Origin of the sequence: Actinoplanes flavus (assembly GCF_017592555.1) — a bacterium.
Lineage (GTDB): Bacteria > Actinomycetota > Actinomycetes > Mycobacteriales > Micromonosporaceae > Actinoplanes > Actinoplanes flavus.
Genome location: NZ_JAGFNS010000010.1, coordinates 110,112 through 131,788, shown reverse-complemented (window position 1 = coordinate 131,788; position 21,677 = coordinate 110,112). Strand labels below are relative to the sequence as shown.

Below are 21,677 nucleotides of genomic sequence, written 5' to 3'. Positions count from 1 at the left end.
GTGTCGAAGTAGTTAACGGAACGTAAGCAGATGAAAGTCCCAGGGGGGAAGGTCCACATACAGCCCGGACTCGGACAGTTCGTCACCATCTCTGGTGAACACCCGCCCGTCGAGGAGATCGGCCAGGTCCCAGGAGCGTCCGGCGAGGTCCGGCCACGGCGGCCCCACCCGCGCCTGGGCCGGCCGGTCCCCGAAGTTGATCACGACCAGGTGCCGCCGTTCCCCGTCGCGCCACGACCAGGCCAGCAGGTCCTGGTGGGACGGGTTGTCCGGCCAGCCTCGGGTGTCCACGGTGCGCCAGTCGCCCCGGCGGACCGTGGCGGCGACCTCCAGCAGCCGCCGGTGGAAGTCGCGCGACTCCGGGTCGTCCGGCTCGTCCGGGAACCGGGCCAGGAAGACCGGCAGCCGGGTGCGCCGTCCGTCGAACTGGCCGTCGTGCCAGAGCGTGGCGCCCGGCAGGGTGGCGATCGCCACCGCCGCGGCCCGGCCCCGCCCGCCCGGCAGCGTCGCGGCGGCCCGCGGCTCGTCGTGGTTCTCCAGGAACCGCACCAGGCCGTCCTGGAAGTCGCGGCCCGCCGCCAGGTGCTTGCGCAGCGACTCCGCGTCCTCGTGGGCCAGCCGGTCGTAGAGCCGCTTGTCGTAGCAGTAGTCGAAACCCTGCTGCTGGAGGATCCACTCCATGTCCCAGTAGGCCTCGGCGATCAGCGCGAGGTCCGGGTGCCGGGCACGGACCCGGGCGAAGACCTGCGGCCAGAACTCCTCGTCCGGCGCGGGCCCCACCCACCGCCCCCAGGTACGGGCGAACACCTCGTTGGTGAACAGCATCGCCATGTCGCAGCGGATCCCGTCGCACTGGTCGCCGATGTCGCCCAGCACGGCCGCCGCGGCGTCCCGCAGCCCTGGGTCGAACGCGTTGAGCTGGGCCACGTCCGGCCACGGCGGGAACAACGGGTCCCGCCCGTGCGCGATCACCTGTCCCCCGGCCTCGAACCAGCCCCGCGGGTCGGCGGCCAGGTCCCCGGCCGAGCCCCGGACGAACCACTGCGGGTTCAGCGTGACCGCCGGGTGGTCGGGCGCCACGTGGTTGGGCACGTAGTCGAGGATCAGCCGGAGGCCCCGCTCCCGCAGCGCGGCGCGGGTTACCGCGAGCCCGGACGGCCCACCGAGGCGCTCGTCGGCCCGGTAGCGGCGCACACAGTAGGGAGAGCCGACCACGTCCTCCGGCGTGAGGTCGGGCAGCGCCTCCCGGAACGACCGTTGCAGGTCCTCGTTGTGCTGGGCCAGGGCCAGCCCGGCGGGGCTGCGCTCCCAGACGCCCATCAGCCACACCGCGTCGATCCCGGGCACGGCGATCTCGTCCCACACCTCACCGGGCACGTCGGCGAGGGTGATCGGACGGCCGTAGCGCCGGCTCAGCCCGGTCAGCCACGGCCAGGTGCCGATCTCGTAGATCACCGGGGTCTCCGGCCACACGCTCAACGGTCCTCCTCCTCCACCTGGGCCCGCCGCAGCACACCGGTCATGCCCTCGAGGAGCAGATCCGGGCCGGACAGGCCGGCGAAGACGTTCGGGAACACGGCCACCAGCCCGGTCCAGCCGGTCTGATGGGTGGCGCCCAGGCCGGCCCCGTTGTCGCCGTGGAAGTACTCGGCGAAGGTGATCAGATTCTTCCAGTGCTCCGTGGTGAAGACCCCCTGGCCACCGTAGCAGGGCCGACGTCCGTCCGGGCCGGGCAGGAAAATCCTGGTGATCCGGCTGGAGATCTCCCGGGCCACCTCGAACAACGTCATCTTCACCCCGGAGCCGGTCGGGCACTCGACGGTGAACTCGTCGCCGTAGCCGATGTACAGGTTCATCAGGGCCCGGACCATCAGGATGTTGGCCGGGAACCAGATCGGCCCGCGCCAGTTGGAGTTGCCGCCGAACATGCCGCTGTCCGATTCCGCCGGCTGGTACGACACCCCGTACGTCTGGTCGCCGACCCGGAACTCGAACGGATGCTCGGCGTGGTACTTCGACAGCGACCGGATCCCGTACGGGCTGAGGAACTCGTCCTCGTCGAGCAGCCGGGTCAGGATCCGCCGCAGCCGGTGCTCGTCGAAGAGCGCCAGCAGGTGCTCGCCGTTCCGGCCCTGCATCCGGCCCCGGCTCAGCACCGAGGTGACGCTGGGGTGCCGGTCCAGGAAGTCCTGGATGCCCTCCATCAGCTCCGGGTACCGGGCGGTGGTGCCGCTGCTGTACACGGTCGCGGCGGCCAGCGGGAGCAGGCCGACCAGCGAGCGCACCCGCAGCCGCTGGGCGCTGCCGTCGGGCATCCGCAGCAGGTCGTAGAAGAAGCCGTCCTCCTCGTCCCACATGGCCGCGCCGCCGGTCTCGTGGTTGACCGCCACCGCGATCCAGGCGAAGTGCTCGCAGTACTGCTGGGCCTGCTCCAGGTAGACCGGGTCCCGCTGGGCCAGCTCCAGCGCGATCGACAGCATGCTCTGGCAGTACAGGACCATCCATGCGGTGCCGTCGGCCTGGTCCAGGTATCCGCCGGTCGGCAGCGGGGCGCTGCGGTCGAAGACGCCGATGTTGTCCAGCCCGAGGAAGCCGCCCTGGAAGACGTTGTTGCCGTCGTGGTCCTTCTGGTTCACCCACCAGGTGAAGTTCTTCGCCAGCTTGTGGAAGATCGCCTCCAGCCAGTCGTGGTCGCCGCGGCCGTTGCGTGCCTTGTCCAGCTCGTAGACCAGGTAGGTGGCCCAGGCGTGCACCGGCGGGTTCACGTCGCTGAAGTTCCACTCGTACGCCGGGATCTGGCCGTTGGGATGCAGGTAGCGGCGGCTGAGCAGCAGATCGAGCTGGCCCTTGGCGAAGGTGTGGTCGACCACCGCCAGCGCGATCGACTGGAACGCCAGGTCCCACGCCGCGAACCAGGGGTACTCCCACTTGTCCGGCATCGAGATGACGTCGTGGCAGATCATGTGGAACCAGTCGCCGTTGCGGGTCCCGCGGGCGGCCAGCGGGTCCCGGCCGTGCTCGGCGAGCCAGCGCTCCACGTCGTAGCCGAAGTACTGCTTGCTCCACAGCATGCCGGCCAGCGCCTGCCGGGTCACCTCCCGCTCGTCGTCGTCGAGCCGCGGGTCGAGCAGCATGTCGTAGAACTCGTCGGCCTCGGCCCGGCGCCGGTCCACCACCTCGTCGAAGGCCGTCGCGTCGCCGGCGAGCGGCCGGTCGGACAGCCGGAACCGGACGGTGACCGAACCGCCGGCCGGCACCTCGGCGGTCACGTCGGCGGCCACCTTCGTGCCGGTGCCGTCCGGGTTCACCGCGGCGGTGTCGCCGTGCACCACGTACCGGTGGAAGGCGTCCTTGCCGTAGCGGCCGGCGCCGGTCGTCTCGTTCTCGGTGAACAGCAGCGGGTGGTCGCCGAGCACCTCGAACCGGCGGGTGCCGAGCCGGTGGTGGACCGCCTCGACGCCACCGTCGACGGCCCGCAGCGCCGGCTTCGGCTCCGGTCGGTCCCACGACCAGGTGTTGCGGAACCACAGTGTGGGCAGCAGGCGCAGCGGCGCGGCCTGCGGGCCCCGGTTGTGCACGGTGATCCGGCCGAGGATGTCCTCCGGGCCGTCCTTGGCGTACTCCACGACGACGTCGAAGTACCGGTCCTCCGCGAAGATCCCGGTGTCCAGCAGCTCGTACTCCAGGTCGTGCCGGCCGCGGTTGCGGTTGGTGACGACCAGGTCCTCGTACGGGAACGGCTGCTGCGGGTATTTGTAGACCATCCGCTGGTAGGAGTGGGTCGGGGTGGCGTCGACGTAGAACCAGTACTCCTTGGCGTCCTCACCGTGGTTGCCCTCGGAGTTGGTCAGGCCGAACAATCGCTCCTTGAGGATCGGGTCCCGGCCGTTCCACAGCGCGACGGCCAGGCAGATCGACTGCTGGTCGTCGCTGAACCCGGCGATGCCGTCCTCGCCCCACCGGTACGCCCGGGATCGCGCGGCATCGTGACTGAGATGCCCCCAGGCGTCGCCACCCGGGCTGTAGTCCTCGCGGACCGTGCCCCACTGCCGTTCACTGAGGTACGGTCCCCACTTGCGCCACGGCACGGCGTGGGTGTCGGCGTCGTGGAGGCGCCGCTGCTCGGCGCCCGTCTCGTTGATGGCCATGCCGTCAGGCTGGCCCCGCGGGGACCTCGGTCACTTCCCCCGCTGGGAGTGAAAAGCGGCCACCGCGTCCTCGATCGTCGGGTAGAAGTGCGCCGGGTCGATGGTGCGGGTCAGCTTGTACCGGTCGATCTTGGCCCGCACCGGGTCCTTCATCTCGGCGAACACCAGCGAGATCCCGGCCGCGTTGAGCTCCTCGTCGAGGTCTTCCAGCATGTCGGCCGCGGTGGTGTCGATGTCGGTGATCGGCTCGGCGGCCACCACGATCCACTGCGGGGCCGGCTCGGCGTGCGCCAGGTGCCGGATCTCCTCGCGGAACGTGCGGGCGTTCGCGAAGATCAGCGGCGCGTCGAATCGGAACAGCACCAGCCCGGGGAACCGCACGCCGTCCGGGTAGGACCGCACGTCATGATATCCGGCCACCCCGTCCGGGCGGCCCAGTTCGGTGGAATAGGGCCACCACAGCCGCCGGAAGACGTTGAGCACCGACAGCGCGACCGCGACCGCGATGCCGGGCAGCACGCCCAGCAGCGCCACACCCAGGAACGCGGCCAGCGCCAGGCTGAACTCCACCCGCCGCTGCCGCCACAGCCGCCGCATCGCGGACAGGTCGGCCAGCGACAGCGAGGCGGCGATCACCACGGCCGCCAGCATCGGCTGCGGCAGATTCCGCAGCAGCCCGGGCGCGAGGACCAGCATCAGCGTGATGGCCGCCGCGCCGACCACCCCGGTCAGCTGGCTGCGGGCGCCGGACTGGAAGGCCACCGCGGTTCGCGAGCCGCTGGTGCTGACCGGGAAGCCCTGGAACAGCCCGGCCGCCAGGTTGGCCGCCCCGATGCCGGCCATCTCCTGGTTGCCGCGCACCTCCTGCCCGGTACGGGCGGCGAAGGTGGACGCCGTGGAGATGGTGTCGGTGACCGACACCAGGGTGATGCCGAGCGCGCCGGCCGCCAGGATGCCCAGGTCCGAGAGGTCGATGTGCGGGAGGGTCAGCGGCGGGAAGCCCCGCGGCAGCGGCCCGACCACGTCGACCCCCTGGTCGGCCAGGCCGAACACCGACGTCGCCACGGTGGCGCCGAGGACCGCGACCAGGATGCCGGGGATCCTCGGCAGGAACCGTTGCAGCACCAGGATGACGGCCAGGCCGCCGGCGCCGATGGCGAGCGCCACCGGCAGCGTCTCTCCGGCGGCGACGCCGCGCACGAAGCCCGCCGCCTCGCCGATCAGGCCGTCGGCGTCGACCGAGAACCCGAACAGCTTCGGCAGCTGCCCGATCAGGATGGTCAGGGCCAGCCCGTTGACGTAGCCGATCTGGGTGGGATGCGAGAGCAGGTCGGCCACGAAACCGAGTTTCGCGACCGCGGCCACCGTCATCATCACCCCGACCAGCAGGGCGAGCACCGAGGCCAGCGCCACCGCCTTGGCCGGGTCGCCGTCCGCGGCGACCAGCGGCAGGACCACCGCGGCGATCATCGGGCCGAGCGACGAGTCGGGGCCGAGGACCAGGACCTTCGAGGGACCGAAGACGGCGTACGCCAGCAGGCACAGGATGGAGGTGTACAACCCGGTGATCGGTGGCAGGCCGGCCAGCTCGGCGTAGGCCATGCCCTGTGGCACGAGCAGGGTGGTCAGCACGATCCCGGCCACCAGATCCTTCGGCAGCCACGCCGGCTGGTAACCGGCGGCGGCTTTCAGTCCCGGCGCCCAGTCGCCGATCGCCATCTGTGGTCCTCCCCGGTCCACTCGTCCTCATATACGACGGACGCCACCCGATCTCGGGCGGCGTCCGGGTCGGGAAACCTTACTGCTGCTCGCCGCCGTGCAGGGCGTCCTGGAGCTCGGCCTCGGTCTCCTTCGGCAGCGACGACTTGAGCACCGTGCCGCCGAACTTGCTGAGCGCCTCCACCGCCTTGTCCGGGGTGACCGACTCGACGACCAGGAACAGCGCCGACGTACCCGGTTGGAGTTGCTCGCGGATCCGCTCCTGGAACTCCTTGTTGATCGCGCCCTTGGTCAGCTTGCCGGTGAGGGCGCCGAGGCCGGCGCCGACCGCCATGCCCAGAAGCGGGATGAAGAACAGCATCCCGAAGAGCAGGCCCCAGAACATGCCCCACGTGGTCCCGCCCGCCACGGCGTGGTGGTTGGTGGTGACGTGGAACTTGCCCTCCCTGTCGCGAATGATCGTCGCGATCGCATCCGGCTGGATGATCAGGTCCTTGGCCAGCCGATTCGCCTCCAGCGACGCCGCCGTCGCCGTGGTCTCGTCGTCATAACCGATGGCTACCAGAGTCGCCATGGCTCTCTCCTTCCGTACCCGTGTGTGCCGCTGTCGTGCCGCCGCAAACGGGGCACTGCGGCGTCCTGATCAGTCAGCCACGGAGCCCGTCGGCATTCCTCATTCCGAGCGGATGAAGTCAGCCGGGGTCACGTCGGGAAAGGTGACTGCTACAGACAGTCACCGGTGGAGGGGGCGCAGTCATGCAGGAGCGGTACGAGATCCGGGTCCGGGGATTCCTCGGTCCCCTGCTACGCATGGCGCTGGGCGATCTGCGCTGGCGCACCCTCCCCAGGCAGAGCACGATCCGCGGCAAGCTCTCGGACGCCGACCTGGAGAAGCTGCTCACCCGTCTGGACCGGTCCGGCGTGGAAGTCGTCTGTCTGCGCCGTCTGACCGGGGTTTCATCCGCCACGGATGGCGTGGCGGCCACCGGTCCCACCACATGATCGGACCATCACCGGAGAACCCCGTTGACGAGGGAGAATAACCATGACCAACACAGAGCCGCGACAGGCGGAGAACTACGCGCCCGCCGGGCGGCGCCAGCCGACCGGTTGGGTGGGGATGGTCGTCTTCGCCGGCGTCATGCTGCTGATGCTCGGCTCGTTCCAGGCGATCGAGGGGCTGGTCGCCCTCCTTCGCAACGAGTTCTTTCTGACCACGTCCGAGGGCCTTGTCGTGCCGGTGGACTTCAGCACCTACGGCTGGACGCACATCGTGATCGGCCTGATCGCGGTGGGCACCGGGCTCGGCATCCTCGCGGGCCAGATGTGGGCCCGGGTGACCGGCATCATCGTCGCCGTGCTGAGCTCGCTGGCCAACCTGGCCTTCCTCCCGGCCTACCCGGTGTGGTGCAGCATCGTGATCGCCCTCGACGTTCTGGTGATCTACGCCCTGACCGCGCACGGTCGTGAGGTCAAGTACTGACGTCCGCCCGGCCGGGGCCGAACGAGAAGGCGGTCCCGGCCGGAGCGGACCATGACCCGCCTGGTCGCCCGGCAGCCGCGGCTCTTGCCGCGGCTCGCCGCGCGTAACCACCAGAACGGCCAAGGCGGCCAGGCGGGCCTGCCGCGCGGGGTGATCGTTCTCCTCGGCACCGCCTGCCTCGTGGTGGTGGTGGCCGGCCTGCGCGGGGTCTCGGAGCTCGTCGGGCCGGTCTTTCTGGGGCTCATGCTCGCGGTGACGGTCAGTCCGCTCACCGAGTGGATGCGCCGCCACGGGGCACCGTCCTGGGTGGCCATGACCGTCACCGTGCTGGTCGTCTATCTGGGACTGTTCGCCCTCGGCGGGGCGCTGCTGGTCTCGGTGTCCCAGCTGATCGATCTGCTTCCGCAGTACCAGGCCCAGTTCGCGGGCCTCCGTGAGGACCTGGCGCAGGCTCTCGGCTCGTTCGGCATCGACGTCGAGCAGGTGCGGACCGCGCTCTCCGGCGCCGACGCCGACACGGTGCTGGGCCTGGTCGGCGACATCTTCGGCGGCCTGGCCTCGATCCTGTCCGACTGGATCTTCCTGCTGGCCGTGCTGCTGTTCATGTGTGTGGACGCGGTCGAGTTCCCGGCCCGGCTGCGGGGAACCGTCTCGGAACGCCCGCAGGTGGTCGAGGCGCTGCGCTCGTTCGCCCAGGGCACCCGGCGCTACCTGCTGGTGTGCACGGTGTTCGGGCTGATCGTGGCGGTGTTCGACGTGGCGCTGCTGTGGTGGCTCGGCATCCCGCTGCCCCTGTTGTGGGGCCTGCTGTCGTTCATCACCAACTACATCCCGAACATCGGTTTCGTCATCGGGGTGATACCGCCCGCGCTGCTCGGCCTGCTCCAGGGCGGGCCCCAACTGATGCTGGCCGTGATCGCGCTCTACTGCGTGGTCAACTTCGTCATCCAGTCGATCATCCAGCCCAAGATCGTGGGCGACGCGGTCGGTCTCTCCGCCACCGTCTCGTTCCTGTCGCTGATCTTCTGGGCCTGGGTGCTGGGTGGACTCGGCGCGCTGCTGGCCATCCCGCTGACCCTGCTCACCAAGGGCCTGCTGGTGGACATCGACCCCTCGACCCGCTGGATCAACAACCTGCTCGCCGGCGGACCCCCCGGCGAGAAACGGACTCATCCGGGACGGCCCCGTCCCTGACCCCCGAGGAGGAGAACCCCCATGACCACGTTCACGGTATGGAAGTTCGACGACCCGCAGCGCGCGGAACAGGCCGCCGGCATCCTGCGGCACGCCCGCGACGAGGGCCTCGTCAAGATCATCGACTACGCGGTGGTCAGCTGGCCGCAGGGCGCGGCCGCCCCGGAGACCCACCACGAGCACGAGAGCGGCCACCGGTACACCGGCTGGGGCGCCTTCTGGGGCATCGTGATCGGCGGCCTCTTCCTCGTCCCGGTCGCCGGCGCGGCCGTCGGCGCGGGCATCGGCGCCCTGGTCAAGGCCACCGAGGGCACCGGCATCGACCGGCAGCAGCTGGAGACCATCCGGGCCGAGATCACCGAGGGCACCTCGGCGCTGTTCCTGGTGACCGACCAGGGCAACCTCGACCGGCTCGGCGAACGGTTCCACGGCCTGCACAAACAGCTGATCGCCACCAACCTGACCGAGGGCGAGCGGGACATCCTCCTGGAGGCGTTCGGTGGCTCGGCGCCCTGACCCGGCGTCGCGCGCACAGGCCGGGCGGGACGCGCGCAAGCGTGTCCCGCCCGCCGCGCACGCCGCATACGAACCGGCCGCCGGCCGATCGGACCCGGTCGGCGTGCTCACCGCCCAGGAGGACGACCGGCTCACCGAGCTGCTGCCGATCCGGCACGGGCGGATGATGGCGTCCCCGCTGGCCTTCTACCGCGGCACCGCGGAGCTGATGGCCCGGGACCTGGCCGCCGCGCCCTCGACCGAGCTCGACACCCAGCTCTGCGGGGACGCGCACATCTTCAACTTCGGCCTCTACGCCTCCCCGGAACGGCGTCTCGTCTTCGACCTCAACGACTTCGACGAGACGTACCCGGGCCCGTTCGAATGGGACGTCAAGCGCCTGGCCACCAGCCTGGCGCTGGCCGGCCGGGAGAACGGGTTCAAACGCCGGGACCGCGCCGTCGTCGTGGAGTCGTCGGTCCGCGCCTACCGGGAGGCGATGTCCCGCTTCGCGGGCATGCGGGAGCTGGATCTCTGGTACGCCCGGGCCGACCTCGACGAGTTGCGCGAGCAGCTCGGCGACCGGCTCACCCGGACCCGCCAGGAGCGGCTCGCCCGGGCCGGGGCGAAGGCACGCACCCGGACCAGCCTCCAGGCGTACCGGAAACTGACCGCCGAGGTGGACGGCCGCCGGCGGATCGTCGCCGACCCGCCGCTGCTGGTGCCGGTCGAGGACCTGGTGCCGGACGTGACCCGCAAGCAGCTCGAGGCGCAGATCATCGACCTGATGGCCGGGTACCGCGACAGCCTCGCCGACGACCGGCGGCGGCTGTTCGACGCGTTCCAGTTCGTCGACATGGCCCGCAAGGTGGTCGGTGTGGGCAGTGTCGGCACCCGCTGCTGGATCGTGCTGCTGACCGGCCGGGACCCGGACGACCCGCTGCTGTTGCAGGTCAAGGAGGCCGGGCCGTCGGTGCTGCGGGGGCTGGTGCCGCGGCCCGGCACGACGGACGCCGGCAACGAGGGCCGCCGGGTGGTGGCCGGTCAGCGGATCATGCAGGCGGCCAGCGACATCTTCCTGGGCTGGCACCGGGTCGAGGGGTTCGACGGCCGGACCCGTGACTTCTACGTACGCCAGCTGCGCGACTGGAAGGGCGGCGCCACGGTCCAGGAGATGGACGCCGGGGCGCTGACGGTCTACGGGAGCCTGTGCGGCTGGACCCTGGCCCGGGCGCACGCGCGGGGCGGGGACCGGATCGCGATCGCCGCGTACCTGGGTTCCCGCGACCGGTTCGACAAGGCGCTGGTGGAGTACGCCGAGTCGTACGCCGACCAGGTCGAGAGCGACCACGCGGCCTTCACGGCGGCGGTCCGTGACGGCCGGTTGCCCCCCGGCGCCGTCCGGGGGGGGGGGGGGGGGGGGGGGGGGGGCGGCCGTCACGGACGTCTGAGCCGTACCCGCCGGGAAACCGCCGCCCGTCCTCAGCCGAGGGCGGGCGGCGGCGTCCGCAGCACCTCGGCCTGCCGGCGCGCGATCAGCGTGACCGCCACCTCGTACGCCGCCAGCAGCACCACGATCACCAGCAGCGCCGTCCACGAGGAGAGCACCAGGGCCAGCAGGACGGCCACGACGAGCCCGCCCACCCGTACCGGATCCAGATGCGCGGCGATGAAGCCGGGTCCCCGGGCGGCGACCACCGCCGAACCGGCCCGGACCCGCCGCCAGCCGGCCGCCGTGCCCCGCGCCACCGAGCGGCGCAGCCACACCGGGAACCGGCCCGGCCCGGCCAGGTACGCCAGCAGAGCGATCGCCGAGCCGATCACGATGAGCTGGGCGCCCCGTTCCCGGAGCAGGCTGAACACCGTGGTCATGGCCGCGTCCACGCCGTCCTGGTAGACCCCGGCCGGCACCGCCTCGAGGATCTCCCGGCGCACCGCGCGCAGCACCGCGGTGATCGTCACGGCCGCCACCACCAGCCAGAGCCCGAACTGGACCGCGGTACGGCGGCGCTGCGGCGACACCACGAACGCGGCCAGCAGCAGCAGGATCGTGCCGGCCACGAACAGCGCCAGATACCGTTTCGCCGCGGCCACCGCCTGCTGGACCTCCCACAGCTGTCCGGAGTCGTAGACGGTGAACGTGGCGAAGTCGGCCGGCAGCGTCACCCCCAGCGCCTCCTCGACCCGCAGTCGCAGATTCTCCGGGATGGCGCCGCTGCTCAGGTCGGGCAGCGTGATCTGTTTGCCGAAGAGGGTAGGCAGCTGGTCGCTGAGCTGCCGCAGCACCTGGTTGATCAGGGGCAGCAGGTCGATCTGGACACTGTCCTGGCGGGCCGTGACGACGCTGCTCTCCCCCTCGATGACGGCGACCATCCGCTGGTGCAACTGCCGGTTCAGCTCCACCCAGATCACTTCGAAACGGTCGCTGCCCAGCACGTTCTGCACCGTCTTGCGGACCTGCTCGCGGATCTGCCCGGTGAGCGGCCCGGCCACGAACGCGGCCTGCTCGGGCAGCACCGCGCGCAACCGTTGTTCCACGTCGAGCACGCGGAAGACCTCGGTGGTGGCGTACTCGGCGACGGCCGCGTTCACCTTCGGGTCCTGCGGCAGCGGCGCGACGGTGGCCACCCACCGGTCGGTGTTCAGCGTGGTCGTCGCCGCCCACAGCCCGACCACGCTGGTCACCAGCGCGAAGGCGGCGACGGCGGCGAGCACGGCGGCCACCCCCCGGCGGATCCCGCGACCACGCGGCCGCCTTCGGCGCCCCTCACCTTCGAGCTGGGCACGCAGCGCGGTCACTTCCGCCCGGAGCCGCTCCAGCTCCTCCGTCTCGGGTACGGCGACCGGCGCCGTCTCCGGCACGCGCTCGTCCGCCGGGCCCGTGCCGTCCGGGGACCCGGTCGGTGGTGATTCGCTCGCCGGAATGTTCATGGTCTGCTCCTCGCCAGCCGCGAAATCGACAGCCGGCGTTCTACCGGCCCCTGCCGACGGTTCCTCGCGCGCCCCTGAAGGCACCTCATCCGGCGTGGATGAACCCCGTCTCATGGCGTACCCGCGGTCCCGGCGCGCTCCGGAGTTCACCCTCGGCGGATGACGTGGCCCGGTCCCCGGCCCAGCAGGCTGAACACGATGACATCGGGCGTGAACCAGCTAGGGAGAGCGATGAGCGGGAGGCTGAGATGAGCGAGACGGAACTGGGCGAGATGGGCCCGGTCGACTACCTGTGCGTCGAGTTCCCCGAGGGCAGCCTGAACGGGACGGCACTGCCGCTGCTGATGGACCTGGTGGACCGGGGGATCATCCGGGTGCTGGACATCCTCTTCGTCCGCAAGGAGCACGGCGGCGGGGTGACCGCCTTCGAGCACAAGGAGATCGACCTGAGCGGCTTCGGCGTCTTCCAGGGCGCCGCGTCCGGCATGCTCGGCGGCGACGACCTGCACGACATCGCCGGCGTTCTGGAGGAGGGAGCGGCCGCGGTGATCCTGGTGTACGAGAACCTGTGGGCGGCGCCGCTGGCCACCACCCTGCGCCGCAACGGGGCGCATCTGGTGGCGGGCGGGCGGATCCCGGTGCAGGCCCTGATGGCGGCCCTCGACGAGACCGAGGAGGCCGCCACGGCCTCCGTACAGGGGAGGTGATCGCGATGCCCGGACTGTTGCGTGGCATGGCACGGACCGCGGTGGTCGCGGGAACGGCGACCGCGGTGTCCAACCGGGTCTCCCGGCGGCAGGCCGGCCGGTGGGCCAACCAGGCGGCCGCCCAGCAGCCGCAGTACGCCCAGCAGCCGCAGTACTACGAGCAGGCGCCGCCGCAGGACGACACCTCGGCCCAGCTCGAACAGCTCCAGCGGCTGGGTGAGCTGAAGGCGCAGGGGGTGCTCACCGAGCAGGAGTTCCAGGAGCAGAAGGCCCGCATTCTCGGGCGCTGACCAGCGACCCGGACCGGCCCGCGCCGGTCACCGTGCGGCTTCGAGCCACGGTGGCCGGCGCGTTCGCTGTTCATCGGGTCGTCGGCGCGGTGGCCGCCCGCACCACCGAGGTGCGGGCGACCTTGTCGTGCAGGGCCTGCCGCCGCCGGTCGATCAGCAGCCACAGCGCCCCGATCGGGAAGTAGGCCAGCATCAGGCCGCGGAGGAACGAGGCGAACCAGCCCGGCGTACGCCCGTCGGCCCGCACCACACGCAGGCCGAGGAACGCCATCCCCGGTGTCCGGCCGGCCAGCATCCAGAAGACGGCGCAGTAGAGTGCCAGCACCGCGGGCAGCAGCACCAGGTAGGACGAGACGATCAGCCGGGCCAGCTCCCACGCCCCGGAACCGACGATGGCGGCGACCACCCCGAAGACGAGCGCCGCCCCGCCCGTGAACACGGCCACCACGACCGCGTCCACCGTGTACGCCAGGAACCGGCTCACCAGCCCGGCGTACTCGTTCATGCTGGATCGATGAGCTGACCGCGACCGGTCATCCGCAGGGTGATCCGGTCCACGGCGGCGTCACCGGCCGCCGCGCCGGCCCGCACCCGGCCCACCACATCGCCGACCATGCTGTCGCGCTGCCCCCGGACCAGGGCCCGGATCCGGTCCGGTTCCCGTTCCAGCAGCTCCAGCACCCGGGCCAGCTGGATCTCCACGACCCGGTCCACGATCCGCGAGGTGGCCAGCGCGGTGATGGCGTTGTCGATCACCCGGTTGCGTTCGGAGGCGCCGAGCTCGGCGAGCCCGGTGAGATCGTCGAGCCGGACCTCCTTCATCCGCGCCCGGGCCCGGTCCCGGAGCCGGGTCAGTGTCTCGCCGGCCCGTTCCCCGGCGCGGATGGCCGCGCCGATCGCCACGTCGCCCAGTTGCAACAGCCCCGGCGTGCCCATCACGCCACCACAGCGGCAGATCTCGCGGCCCGCCGCCGCAGGACCGCCTTGCGGATCTCGGTCGGCAGGATCACGATCGAGCCGGCCACCAGGCAGATCAGCCACTGGCCCAGGTCCAGGGTGGTGGTGTTCAGGATCTGCTGGAACAGGCCCAGCTCGGTGCCCAGCACGATGGCGGCCGCCGACATCCCGGTGGTGATCAGGAACCGCCGGTCGTCGAAGGTCTCCAGGCTGAACACCGACCGCAGCTCACTGCGCACGGTGAGCGCGAAGGCCAGGTTGGCGATCGAGAAGGCGGTCAGGCCCATGGTGCGGCCCGGGTCCAGGCCGTACCGGTCGTCGGCCCACCAGATCACCGCGAGGGTGATCACGCCCATCACCAGGCCGATGAAGCTCAGCCAGCCCAGCGATCGGCGGCTCAGCAACGGCTCGTCGGACTTGCGTGGCTTGTGCCGCATGATGTCGGCCTCGGCCTTGCCGTAGCCGAGCCCCACGGCCTGGAACACCTGCGTGGTGAAGTTCAGCCAGAGGCTCTGCAACGGCAGGAACGGCACGCCCGCGGCGATGTTGCCGATGCTGGCCGCCAGGAACGTGACGACCATGCCGATCAGCACGCCGATCTGGAAGAAGATGTACTTCTTCAGGTTGGCGTAGAGGGCCCGGCCCAGCTCGACGGCCTTCACGATGGTGGCGAAGTCGTCGTCGGTGAGGATCATGGCGGCGGCCTCTTTGCTGACCTCGGTGCCGGTGATCCCCATCGCGATGCCGATGTCCGCCTTCTTCAGCGCCGGCGCGTCGTTCACGCCGTCGCCGGTCATCGCCACGATGTGGCCCTTGCGCTTGAGCACCTCGACGAGGCGTACCTTGTGCTCCGGGGTGACCCGGGCGATCACACCGATCCCGCCGATCTCCCGGTCCGCCTCCTCGTCGCTCATCGCGCCGAACTCGGCGCCGGTGATCGCCCGGCCGCGGATGCCCAGCTTGCCGGCGATGGCCGCGGCGGTGACCGCGTGGTCGCCGGTGATCATGCGGACCTCGATGCCGGCCGTGTGCGCCTGGGCGATCGCGGCCTGAGCCTGCGGGCGGGGCGGGTCGACGATGCCGATCAGCGCCAGCGGGGTCAGCCCGTCGAGCAGCGCGAGCAGGTCGGTGGCCGGGTCGAAGGTCGCCGGGTCGAAGTCACGGCGGGCGGTGGCCAGCACCCGCAGCCCCTGCCGGGCCAGGCGGGTGTTCTCGGCCAGATACTTCACGCCCATCTCGTCGGTCACGGCGGAGCGGGCCAGCACCTGGTCCGGTGCGCCCTTGACGAAGCAGCGGATCACCTCGGCGCCGTCCGGGCCGGTCATCCGGTGGAAGGTCGCCATCATCTTGTACGCCGCGTCGAACGGCAGCTCGGCCACCCGCGGGTACCGTTCCCGGGTGGTCGTCGAGTCGATGCCGCCCTTCTCGGCGAGCACCACCAGCGCGCCCTCGGTCGGGTCGCCGATCAGGTTGCCGTCGGTGACCACCGCGTCCGAGGCCAGCACCATCGGCAGCAGGTACTCCTCCAGGTCGACCTCGCCCTCGCCGGCCACCCGCTTGATCACGCCGTCGATCGAGTAGCCGCCGCCGGAGATCGTGTAGCGGTGCCCCGGGATGGCCATCTCGATCGCGGTCATCTGGTTGAGCGTCAGCGTGCCGGTCTTGTCGGAGTTGATCGCCGAGGTGGAGCCGAGCGTCTCGGTCGAGCGCAGCCGCTTCACGATCGCGTTCGACTTGGCCAGCAGCTGCGTGCCGAGCGACAGGATCGTGGTGACCACGGCGGGCAGACCGGTCGGGATGGCCGACACGGCGAACGCCACCGCCGCGGTGAACACCACGGTGAACTCGTTGCCCCGGGCCAGGTTGATGATCACCGAGGCCACCAGGGCGAAGCCGGCGATCACCAGGATCTGGTTGGTGAGCTTGCCGAGCTGCCGGGTGAGCGGCGTCTCGGCGTCCTTCTCGGTCTGGAGCATGCCGGAGATCCGGCCCACCTCGGTGGTCATGCCGGTCGCGGTGACCAGCAGCTCGCCCGTGCCGCGGGTGACGTTGGTGTTCATGTACGCCATGTCGGACCGGTCGCCCAGCGCGGTGTCGGCCGACTCGACCGGGTCCACGTCCTTGGCCACCGGCAGGCTCTCACCGGTCAGCGCCGACTCGTCGATCTCGAGGGTGGCCGCGCGCAGCAGTCGCCCGTCGGCCGGCACCACGTCGCCGGCCTCCATCACCACCACGTCGCCGGGGACCAGTTCCTCGGCGGGCACCTCGGTCAGCGTGCCGCCCCGGCGTACCTTGGCCTTGATGATCATCATCTTCTGGAGGGCGTCGATGGCGGCCGCCGCCTTGCCCTCCTGTTGCAGGCCGAGCGCCGCGTTCAGCAGCGTCAGGGCGATCAGCATGATGCCGGTGCCCCACTGCTTGAGCGGGTAGAGGCTGCCGATGCCGGCGGCGAGCAGGACCAGCTGCATCGGGTCGGCGTACTGCCGGAGGAAGGCCCGCCACCACGGCTCCTTCTTCGCCTCGGCGAAACGGTTCGGGCCGTATCGGTCGCGCCGGATGATCACCTCCTCGGCGCTCAGGCCGTGCTGCCCGTCGACCTTCTCGGCCGCGAGGGCCTCGGGAACCGACAACACGTGGAACGCGGGTTCCTCACCCGCGTCCGGTGGAGACGTCATGGTCGCCATATCATCCCTCCGGGGTGAAGATCCTCAGCGGTACGGACGGGGGTAGGGCCGGGGCGCCGGATGGACGGCCACCGGGACTATCGCGGTCTTGGCGGTTCCGGCGACCAGCGAGCCGATCGCGACACCGATCAGGAAATTGATCCCGGCCGTGAAGATCCGGGAGCCGAGCGACTCGTCGGTGACGAACGGCGCGAGCATCGCCACCACGGTGGCCAGGGCCATCACCCAGCCGAAGAACCGCATCGGCCGGGGCGTGGTGACGATCAGCACATGGATCAGGCCGGTCGCGGCGAGTGCGGCCAGCGCGGCGCCCAGGGCGTACCAACCGGTGGAGGCGTCACCCCAGGTGCCCTGGCCTTGCGGGGCGAGCACGTCGACGTTGAACAGGCCCCGGCCGAGCAGGACTCCGGCGATGGCGATGAGGGCCGCCACGGCCGCGGTGGCCGCGCCGCCGGCCCACAGTCTTCCAGCGTTCACGGTGGGACTCGGCCGGGGATCAGTCGGCGGGTCATAGCCGGTCATGTAGTCCTCCTCAAGGACGCGGGCCACCGTCCCGAGGGTCGCCACGGCGGCTTCCCGGCACCTCATCCGGCATGGATGAACGTCTCGTCAAGATCAACTGACCGGTCGGGTTCATCACATGGTTACCGGCCGGTCACCGACGTAGCGTTGCAGGTCGCAACCAGGCCGCCGCCGGCACGAGGAGTCCAATGTTCCACCGCACCACCGCCGACCCGTCCCTGCGCCGCGGCCTCACCCAGCACCGCCTGGGCCGCCGTGACGCGCTCCGGATCGGTGGCCTGTCCGCGCTCGGCGCGGCGCTGGCCGCGTGCGGTGTCCCCGGCAAGGCTCAGCCGGAGGCGAGCGCCGACCCGGCGTCCGCGCTCGCCGCCTTCTGGGAGGGCCGCGAGCGGAACGGCACGGTCGACTTCGCCAGCTGGCCCCTCTACATGGACCCGTCGAAGCCGGAGCTCGCGAGATTCACCGAGCAGACCGGCATCACGGTGAACTACGAGGAGGTCATCCAGGAGATGGGCCCCTGGTTCGCCAAGGTGCAGCCGCAGCTCTCGGCCCGGGAGCCGATCGGCTACGACCTCATGGTGATCACCAACGGCATCCAGTTCGGCCGCTTCCGCTCGGCCGGCTTCCTGGCCCCGCTCGACCACACCCGCCTGCCGAACTTCACCGCGAACGCCGCCGCGAAGTACACCGAGGAGTCATTCGACCCGGCCAACGTGTTCAGCGTGCCGTGGGCCTCCGGGATCACCGGCATCGCCTACGATCCGGACAAGGTCGACGGCCCGATCACCAGCCTCGCCGACCTGTGGAACCCGCGGTACAAGGGCAGGGTCGGCATGATGTCCGACGTCACCGAGCTGGCCAACTTCGGCATGCTGGCGTCCGGCATCACCCCCGGGCGGTCCACCGAGGCCGACTGGCGCACGGCCGCCGCCAAACTGCGGCAGCAGAAGGACGCCGGCATCGTCCGCAACTACTACGAACAGGACTACCTGGACGCCCTCGGCAAGGGCGAGATCTGGATCTCGCAGGCCTGGTCCGGGGACATCTTCCAGAAGAACCTCTCCGACGGTACGAACTTGAAGTTCGTCATCCCGGACGAGGGCGGAACGATCTGGACCGACAACCTGGCGATCCCGGTGACCGCCGCCAACCCGGTCGACGCCCTCATGCTGATCGACTTCTTCTACCAGGTGGAGAACGCGGCGTCCCTGGCCGGGTACATCAACTACGTCTGCCCGGTCCCGGCCGCCCAGCAGCGGATGCGCGCGGACGCCGCCGCCAAGACCGGCGACGACCGCGCCCACCTGGAGTCGGTCGCGGACAGCTCGCTGGTCTTCCCGAGCGACGCCGACTACGGCCGCCTGCACTACTACACCGGTTTCACCACGGCCGAGGAGCAGCAGACCTTCGCCAAGATCTTCGACCCCATCGTCCTGAGCTGACGGCGCCGGCCGTCCTCAGGCGGCGAGGAGGCGGTGGGCCTCGGTGGCGACGGCGGGTGAGGTGACCGGCTCCCAGGCGGCGAAGAGGTCGGCGAAGTAGGCGCGGTTGGCCGCGAGCAGCGACGGGTCCTGCTCCATGACGTCCAGCTCGTTGACGATGGTCAGGTCGACGAACGGGGTGACCTGGTCCTCGTTGAGGCGGGTGACCTCGCCGGTGAAGCGGTTCGCCACCGTCCGGTTGACGGCCAGGTCACGCCACGTCCGGTCGCGATCGCACGACCCGTACAGGTAGACGAGTTCCTCGGCGGCGGGACCGATCAGATCGCGCAGCGCCTCGCGCTCGCCCCAGAAGAGCAGGGCCAGGTCGAAGCCGTCGGTGCCGTACACCGCGTGGGTCAGGCCGGCGGACTGTGTCGCCGTCGTGTGCCCGAGCGCACCCAGCCGCTCCTGGACCCGGCACAGGTGGGCGTACAACGTCCCGCCCGGATGCCGCACCGTCTCCGTCCCGTGGGAGCGCAGCCATGCCCGTACCTCTGCTTCGGTCTGCATGGAGAAGCACCCTAGTAAGGATGATCCTCAATGCGCCATGAGCACGAAGTAAGCCGATAATCACACTATGGGTGCCTTGGACGCGGTGGCCGCACGGGTGGCGCGGGGACAGGCGGTCGAGTTCCGGCCGCGCGGGCATTCGATGGTTCCGCTGATCGGCAGCGGCGATCAGGTCCGGGTGGAGCCGGTGGACCCGTCGGCGGTGGAGGTCGGCGACATCGTGCTGGCCCGGGTCACCGGCGCCACGTACCTGCATCTGGTGTCCGCTGTGGACCACGCCCGCAAGCGGGTGCAGATCAGCAACAACCGGGGCCGGGTGAACGGCTGGACCGGTCACGCCCGGGTGTACGGCATCTGCGTGAGCGTGGCCGGCGTGCCGCGGCCGCGAATCGCCGGGAAACAGCGGGCCGGGTGACGGACAGGTAGTGGCGTGAGGACATCGAAGCCGGATGGGGAGTCGCACTTTCGGTGGGCGGTGGCAGCGGCGCGGCGCGGGTGGTGTCCGGGAGCGGCTTCACCCAGGGGGCGGTCGCCGATTCCTTGGCGCGTCGATCACCGACGGCGGGGTCGGCCCGGACGTGACCGGTGTCACCGGGCGCCGGCAAGCTGACCCCACCAGCCACGGTGCGTGACGGCCGCTATGTCGCCTGGCGGCCTGGACCCGCTTTCACCAGCAACGATAAGGGCGACCCGACACTGATGACCACCTACGATCTGACCTTGCGTAACGGCACGATCGTCGCCGGCGCCCCGCCGACGCTCCCGCGCCGACCCCGGCTGTCACAGATCCGGGAGTCCGGGTGTCTTGAGGTCGTCCCAGCGCAACGACGAAGGAGTCGACAATGGAAGCTCGTCTGGATCTGCTCGGCAACCCGGTGGCCAACAAGATCATCAAGCACTTCACGGCGGCCGGTCTGGCGGTCAAGGACGCGGGCCTGCCGGCCGCGACCCGGGAGCTGGTGCTGCTCCGGGTCAGCCAGATCAACGGCTGCGCGTTCTGTGTCGACATGCACAGCAAGGACGCCGCGCACGCCGGGGAGACCGCGCAGCGCCTGCACCTGGTGGCGGCCTGGCGGGAGGCGACGGTGTTCACCGACGCCGAGCGGGCCGCGCTGGAGCTGGCCGAGGAGGCCACCCGGATCGCCGACGCGGCCGGCGGGGTCTCCGACGAGGTGTGGGCGAACGCCCGCAAGCACTACGACGAGGACCAGCTGGTCGCGTTGATCGCGACGATCGCCACGATCAACGCGTTCAACCGGTTCAACGTCATCGTGCGGCAGCCGGCCGGCTGGTACCAGCCCGGTCAGTTCGCGTCATGATCACGCCGTCCGCCCGGCTCCGGCCGGGCGGACGGCGATCCGCCCGGCCGGGCCCGGCTCACGCGGGCTGGAAGAGCTCGACCAGGTTGCCGGCCGGGTCACGCAGCAGGATCTGACGGCCGCCGGGGCCGGAGACCGGGTCGCCCACGAAGCTCAGGCCGGCCGCACCGAGGCGGGCGATCTCCGCGTCCAGGTCCTCGAAGGTCAGGTGGATGCGGTTGCGGCCGGGGTCGGCGGAGTCCTCCGGGGTGGCCCGGGCGCCGGAGGAGGCCGGGCCGGAGAGCAGCAGGCGCAGCGGGCCCCGGGTGACATCGGCGAAGGCCGGGGCGCGGTCGGTGAGCACCTCGAACCCGAGGTGGGTGGTGTAGAAGTCGAGCGCCGCCGGGACGTCGTCGACCAGGTAGCGAACCGTGGCGTACTTCAAAGCGGCTCCTTGAGTAGGTGGTGGACGCGGGTGTCGATCTCCACGGCCGTACGGGTGAAGGCGGCGTAGTCGTCTCCCGGGTCGGGCAGGCTCCAGTGCCGCACGCGGGCCCCGAAGTCGGGGCAGTTCTCCCGGGCTCGGTCGCAGAGGGTGATGACGTGGTCGAAGCGGCGCCCGGTGAGTGTGGTGAGGTGCCGGGTCTCCGACGCGGTGTCCTCGATGCCGAAGCTCTCCCGCAGCACCCGGGCGGTGTGCGGATGAACCCTCGGTTTCGGCCGGACGCCGGCGCTCAGGACGGCCACCGCGCCGGCCGTGCGGTAACGCAGCAGGGCCTCGGCGATCGGTGACCGGGCGCTGTTGCCGGTGCACACGAAGAGCACCGAGGCGGGCCCGGCGACCGGCTCGGGGCCGGCCGTGGTCAGCGCCGGGTGCAGGGCGGACGCCGTGGCGGTGAGCTCGGTGGCGCAGCGGGACAGGTCCAGGTGGTAGTAGGCGTCCCGGGCGTCGTGGGCGCTGCGGCTGGTGGTGACCAGGCCGCCGTCGCGCAGCAGCCGCAGGTGGTAGGAGACCAGGTTCTGCGGCTGACCGACCCGGGCGACCAGCTCGCGGACCCGCAGGTCACCGCCGGCCAGCTCGGTGAGCAGCCGCCAGCGCAGCGGATGCCCGGCGAGGCGCGGGAACGGTGGCACGTCCATGACTCGACGTTACATCAAAACAATTTGATCCAACTATTCAACCTGGCGTTCACAATCGTCTATGTCTTAATATCCCGAGAAAGTTTCGCGTCCACGGCGTACCCCGAAGGGAACCCCC

21 protein-coding genes and 1 pseudogene are annotated in these 21,677 nt (G+C 70.9%); 10 read left to right on the top strand and 12 right to left on the bottom strand.

Annotated elements, in window-relative coordinates:
• Positions 1-12: 12 nt before the first annotated feature.
• The 4 genes from J5X75_RS17010 to J5X75_RS16995 all read right to left on the bottom strand — a co-directional run bounded on the left by J5X75_RS17010 (position 13) and on the right by J5X75_RS16995 (position 6,441).
• Positions 13-1,473, bottom strand: coding sequence for an alpha-amylase family glycosyl hydrolase (locus J5X75_RS17010; protein ID WP_307798130.1), 1,461 nt, complete (start codon positions 1,471-1,473; stop codon positions 13-15).
• A gap of 2 nt (positions 1,474-1,475) precedes the next feature.
• Positions 1,476-4,148 carry an MGH1-like glycoside hydrolase domain-containing protein gene (locus J5X75_RS17005; RefSeq protein WP_208468381.1) on the bottom strand — a complete coding sequence of 891 codons (2,673 nt, stop codon included), beginning with the start codon at positions 4,146-4,148 and terminating at the stop codon, positions 1,476-1,478.
• 30 nt (positions 4,149-4,178) lie between these two features.
• A complete protein-coding gene (locus J5X75_RS17000; RefSeq protein ID WP_208468380.1) occupies positions 4,179-5,867 on the bottom strand; it encodes a SulP family inorganic anion transporter in 1,689 nt (562 codons plus the stop codon).
• A 79-nt stretch (positions 5,868-5,946) separates the two neighbouring features.
• On the bottom strand, positions 5,947-6,441 hold the full coding sequence (locus J5X75_RS16995; protein WP_208468379.1) for a DUF1269 domain-containing protein: 495 nt from the start codon (positions 6,439-6,441) through the stop codon (positions 5,947-5,949).
• Positions 6,442-6,623: 182 nt separating this feature from the next.
• On the opposite strand from J5X75_RS16995, the gene J5X75_RS16990 reads away from it, so the two are divergent.
• From J5X75_RS16990 to J5X75_RS16970, 5 genes and pseudogenes are all read left to right on the top strand, one after another.
• Positions 6,624-6,869 carry a DUF8691 family protein gene (locus J5X75_RS16990; RefSeq protein WP_238488281.1) on the top strand — a complete coding sequence of 82 codons (246 nt, stop codon included), beginning with the start codon at positions 6,624-6,626 and terminating at the stop codon, positions 6,867-6,869.
• Between the two features lie 43 nt (positions 6,870-6,912).
• Positions 6,913-7,350 carry a DUF7144 family membrane protein gene (locus J5X75_RS16985; protein ID WP_208468378.1) on the top strand — a complete coding sequence of 146 codons (438 nt, stop codon included), beginning with the start codon at positions 6,913-6,915 and terminating at the stop codon, positions 7,348-7,350.
• 51 nt (positions 7,351-7,401) lie between these two features.
• Positions 7,402-8,544 (top strand): AI-2E family transporter, encoded by a 1,143-nt coding sequence (locus tag J5X75_RS16980; RefSeq protein ID WP_208468377.1) that lies wholly within the window; start codon positions 7,402-7,404, stop codon positions 8,542-8,544.
• 21 nt (positions 8,545-8,565) lie between these two features.
• The gene (locus J5X75_RS16975; RefSeq protein WP_208468376.1) at positions 8,566-9,060 is read left to right on the top strand and encodes a DUF1269 domain-containing protein; all 495 of its coding nucleotides are present in this window, start codon (positions 8,566-8,568) and stop codon (positions 9,058-9,060) included.
• Positions 9,044-10,396: pseudogene (locus tag J5X75_RS16970) on the top strand (DUF2252 domain-containing protein); the annotation flags it as partial. The gene J5X75_RS16975 and the pseudogene J5X75_RS16970, both read left to right, overlap by 17 nt.
• 125 nt (positions 10,397-10,521) lie before the next feature.
• Here J5X75_RS16970 and J5X75_RS16965 read toward each other — a convergent pair.
• Positions 10,522-11,970, bottom strand: a complete 1,449-nt coding sequence (locus tag J5X75_RS16965) for a hypothetical protein (RefSeq protein ID WP_238488279.1) — start codon at positions 11,968-11,970, stop codon at positions 10,522-10,524.
• A gap of 248 nt (positions 11,971-12,218) precedes the next feature.
• Here J5X75_RS16965 and J5X75_RS16960 point away from each other — a divergent pair, with 248 nt between their 5' ends.
• On the top strand, positions 12,219-12,677 hold the full coding sequence (locus J5X75_RS16960) for a DUF6325 family protein (RefSeq protein ID WP_208468375.1): 459 nt from the start codon (positions 12,219-12,221) through the stop codon (positions 12,675-12,677).
• Between the two features lie 5 nt (positions 12,678-12,682).
• A complete protein-coding gene (locus J5X75_RS16955; protein WP_208468374.1) occupies positions 12,683-12,967 on the top strand; it encodes an SHOCT domain-containing protein in 285 nt (94 codons plus the stop codon).
• A gap of 70 nt (positions 12,968-13,037) precedes the next feature.
• Here the strand turns inward: J5X75_RS16955 and J5X75_RS16950 are convergent, their stop codons facing one another.
• Genes J5X75_RS16950 through J5X75_RS16935 form a run of 4 tightly spaced genes read right to left on the bottom strand, consistent with a single transcriptional unit; the run spans position 13,038 to position 17,175 of the window.
• Positions 13,038-13,472, bottom strand: coding sequence for an RDD family protein (locus tag J5X75_RS16950; protein ID WP_208468373.1), 435 nt, complete (start codon positions 13,470-13,472; stop codon positions 13,038-13,040).
• Positions 13,469-13,903, bottom strand: a complete 435-nt coding sequence (locus J5X75_RS16945) for a hypothetical protein (RefSeq protein ID WP_208468372.1) — start codon at positions 13,901-13,903, stop codon at positions 13,469-13,471. The genes J5X75_RS16950 and J5X75_RS16945 overlap by 4 nt, the downstream gene beginning before the upstream one ends.
• Entirely contained in the window at positions 13,903-16,599 is a 2,697-nt protein-coding gene (locus J5X75_RS16940; protein ID WP_238488277.1) for a cation-translocating P-type ATPase, read from the bottom strand. Before J5X75_RS16940 ends, J5X75_RS16945 begins: the two co-directional genes overlap by 1 nt.
• A gap of 33 nt (positions 16,600-16,632) precedes the next feature.
• Complete coding sequence (locus tag J5X75_RS16935; RefSeq protein WP_307798119.1) at positions 16,633-17,175, bottom strand: DUF6069 family protein; 543 nt, start codon at positions 17,173-17,175, stop codon at positions 16,633-16,635.
• Between the two features lie 143 nt (positions 17,176-17,318).
• Here J5X75_RS16935 and J5X75_RS16930 point away from each other — a divergent pair, with 143 nt between their 5' ends.
• The gene (locus tag J5X75_RS16930) at positions 17,319-18,572 is read left to right on the top strand and encodes a polyamine ABC transporter substrate-binding protein (RefSeq protein WP_208468370.1); all 1,254 of its coding nucleotides are present in this window, start codon (positions 17,319-17,321) and stop codon (positions 18,570-18,572) included.
• 15 nt (positions 18,573-18,587) lie between these two features.
• Here J5X75_RS16930 and J5X75_RS16925 read toward each other — a convergent pair whose 3' ends face one another.
• Positions 18,588-19,121, bottom strand: coding sequence for a DUF6817 domain-containing protein (locus J5X75_RS16925; RefSeq protein ID WP_208468369.1), 534 nt, complete (start codon positions 19,119-19,121; stop codon positions 18,588-18,590).
• Positions 19,122-19,188: 67 nt separating this feature from the next.
• On the opposite strand from J5X75_RS16925, the gene J5X75_RS16920 reads away from it, so the two are divergent.
• Complete coding sequence (locus J5X75_RS16920; protein WP_208468368.1) at positions 19,189-19,536, top strand: S24/S26 family peptidase; 348 nt, start codon at positions 19,189-19,191, stop codon at positions 19,534-19,536.
• Positions 19,537-19,963: 427 nt separating this feature from the next.
• On the top strand, positions 19,964-20,440 hold the full coding sequence (locus J5X75_RS16915; protein WP_208468367.1) for a carboxymuconolactone decarboxylase family protein: 477 nt from the start codon (positions 19,964-19,966) through the stop codon (positions 20,438-20,440).
• A 58-nt stretch (positions 20,441-20,498) separates the two neighbouring features.
• On the opposite strand, the gene J5X75_RS16910 is transcribed toward J5X75_RS16915, so the two are convergent.
• A complete protein-coding gene (locus tag J5X75_RS16910) occupies positions 20,499-20,864 on the bottom strand; it encodes a VOC family protein (protein WP_208468366.1) in 366 nt (121 codons plus the stop codon).
• Entirely contained in the window at positions 20,861-21,559 is a 699-nt protein-coding gene (locus J5X75_RS45490) for an arsenate reductase/protein-tyrosine-phosphatase family protein (protein WP_208468365.1), read from the bottom strand. The genes J5X75_RS16910 and J5X75_RS45490 overlap by 4 nt, the downstream gene beginning before the upstream one ends.
• Positions 21,560-21,677: the final 118 nt, after the last annotated feature.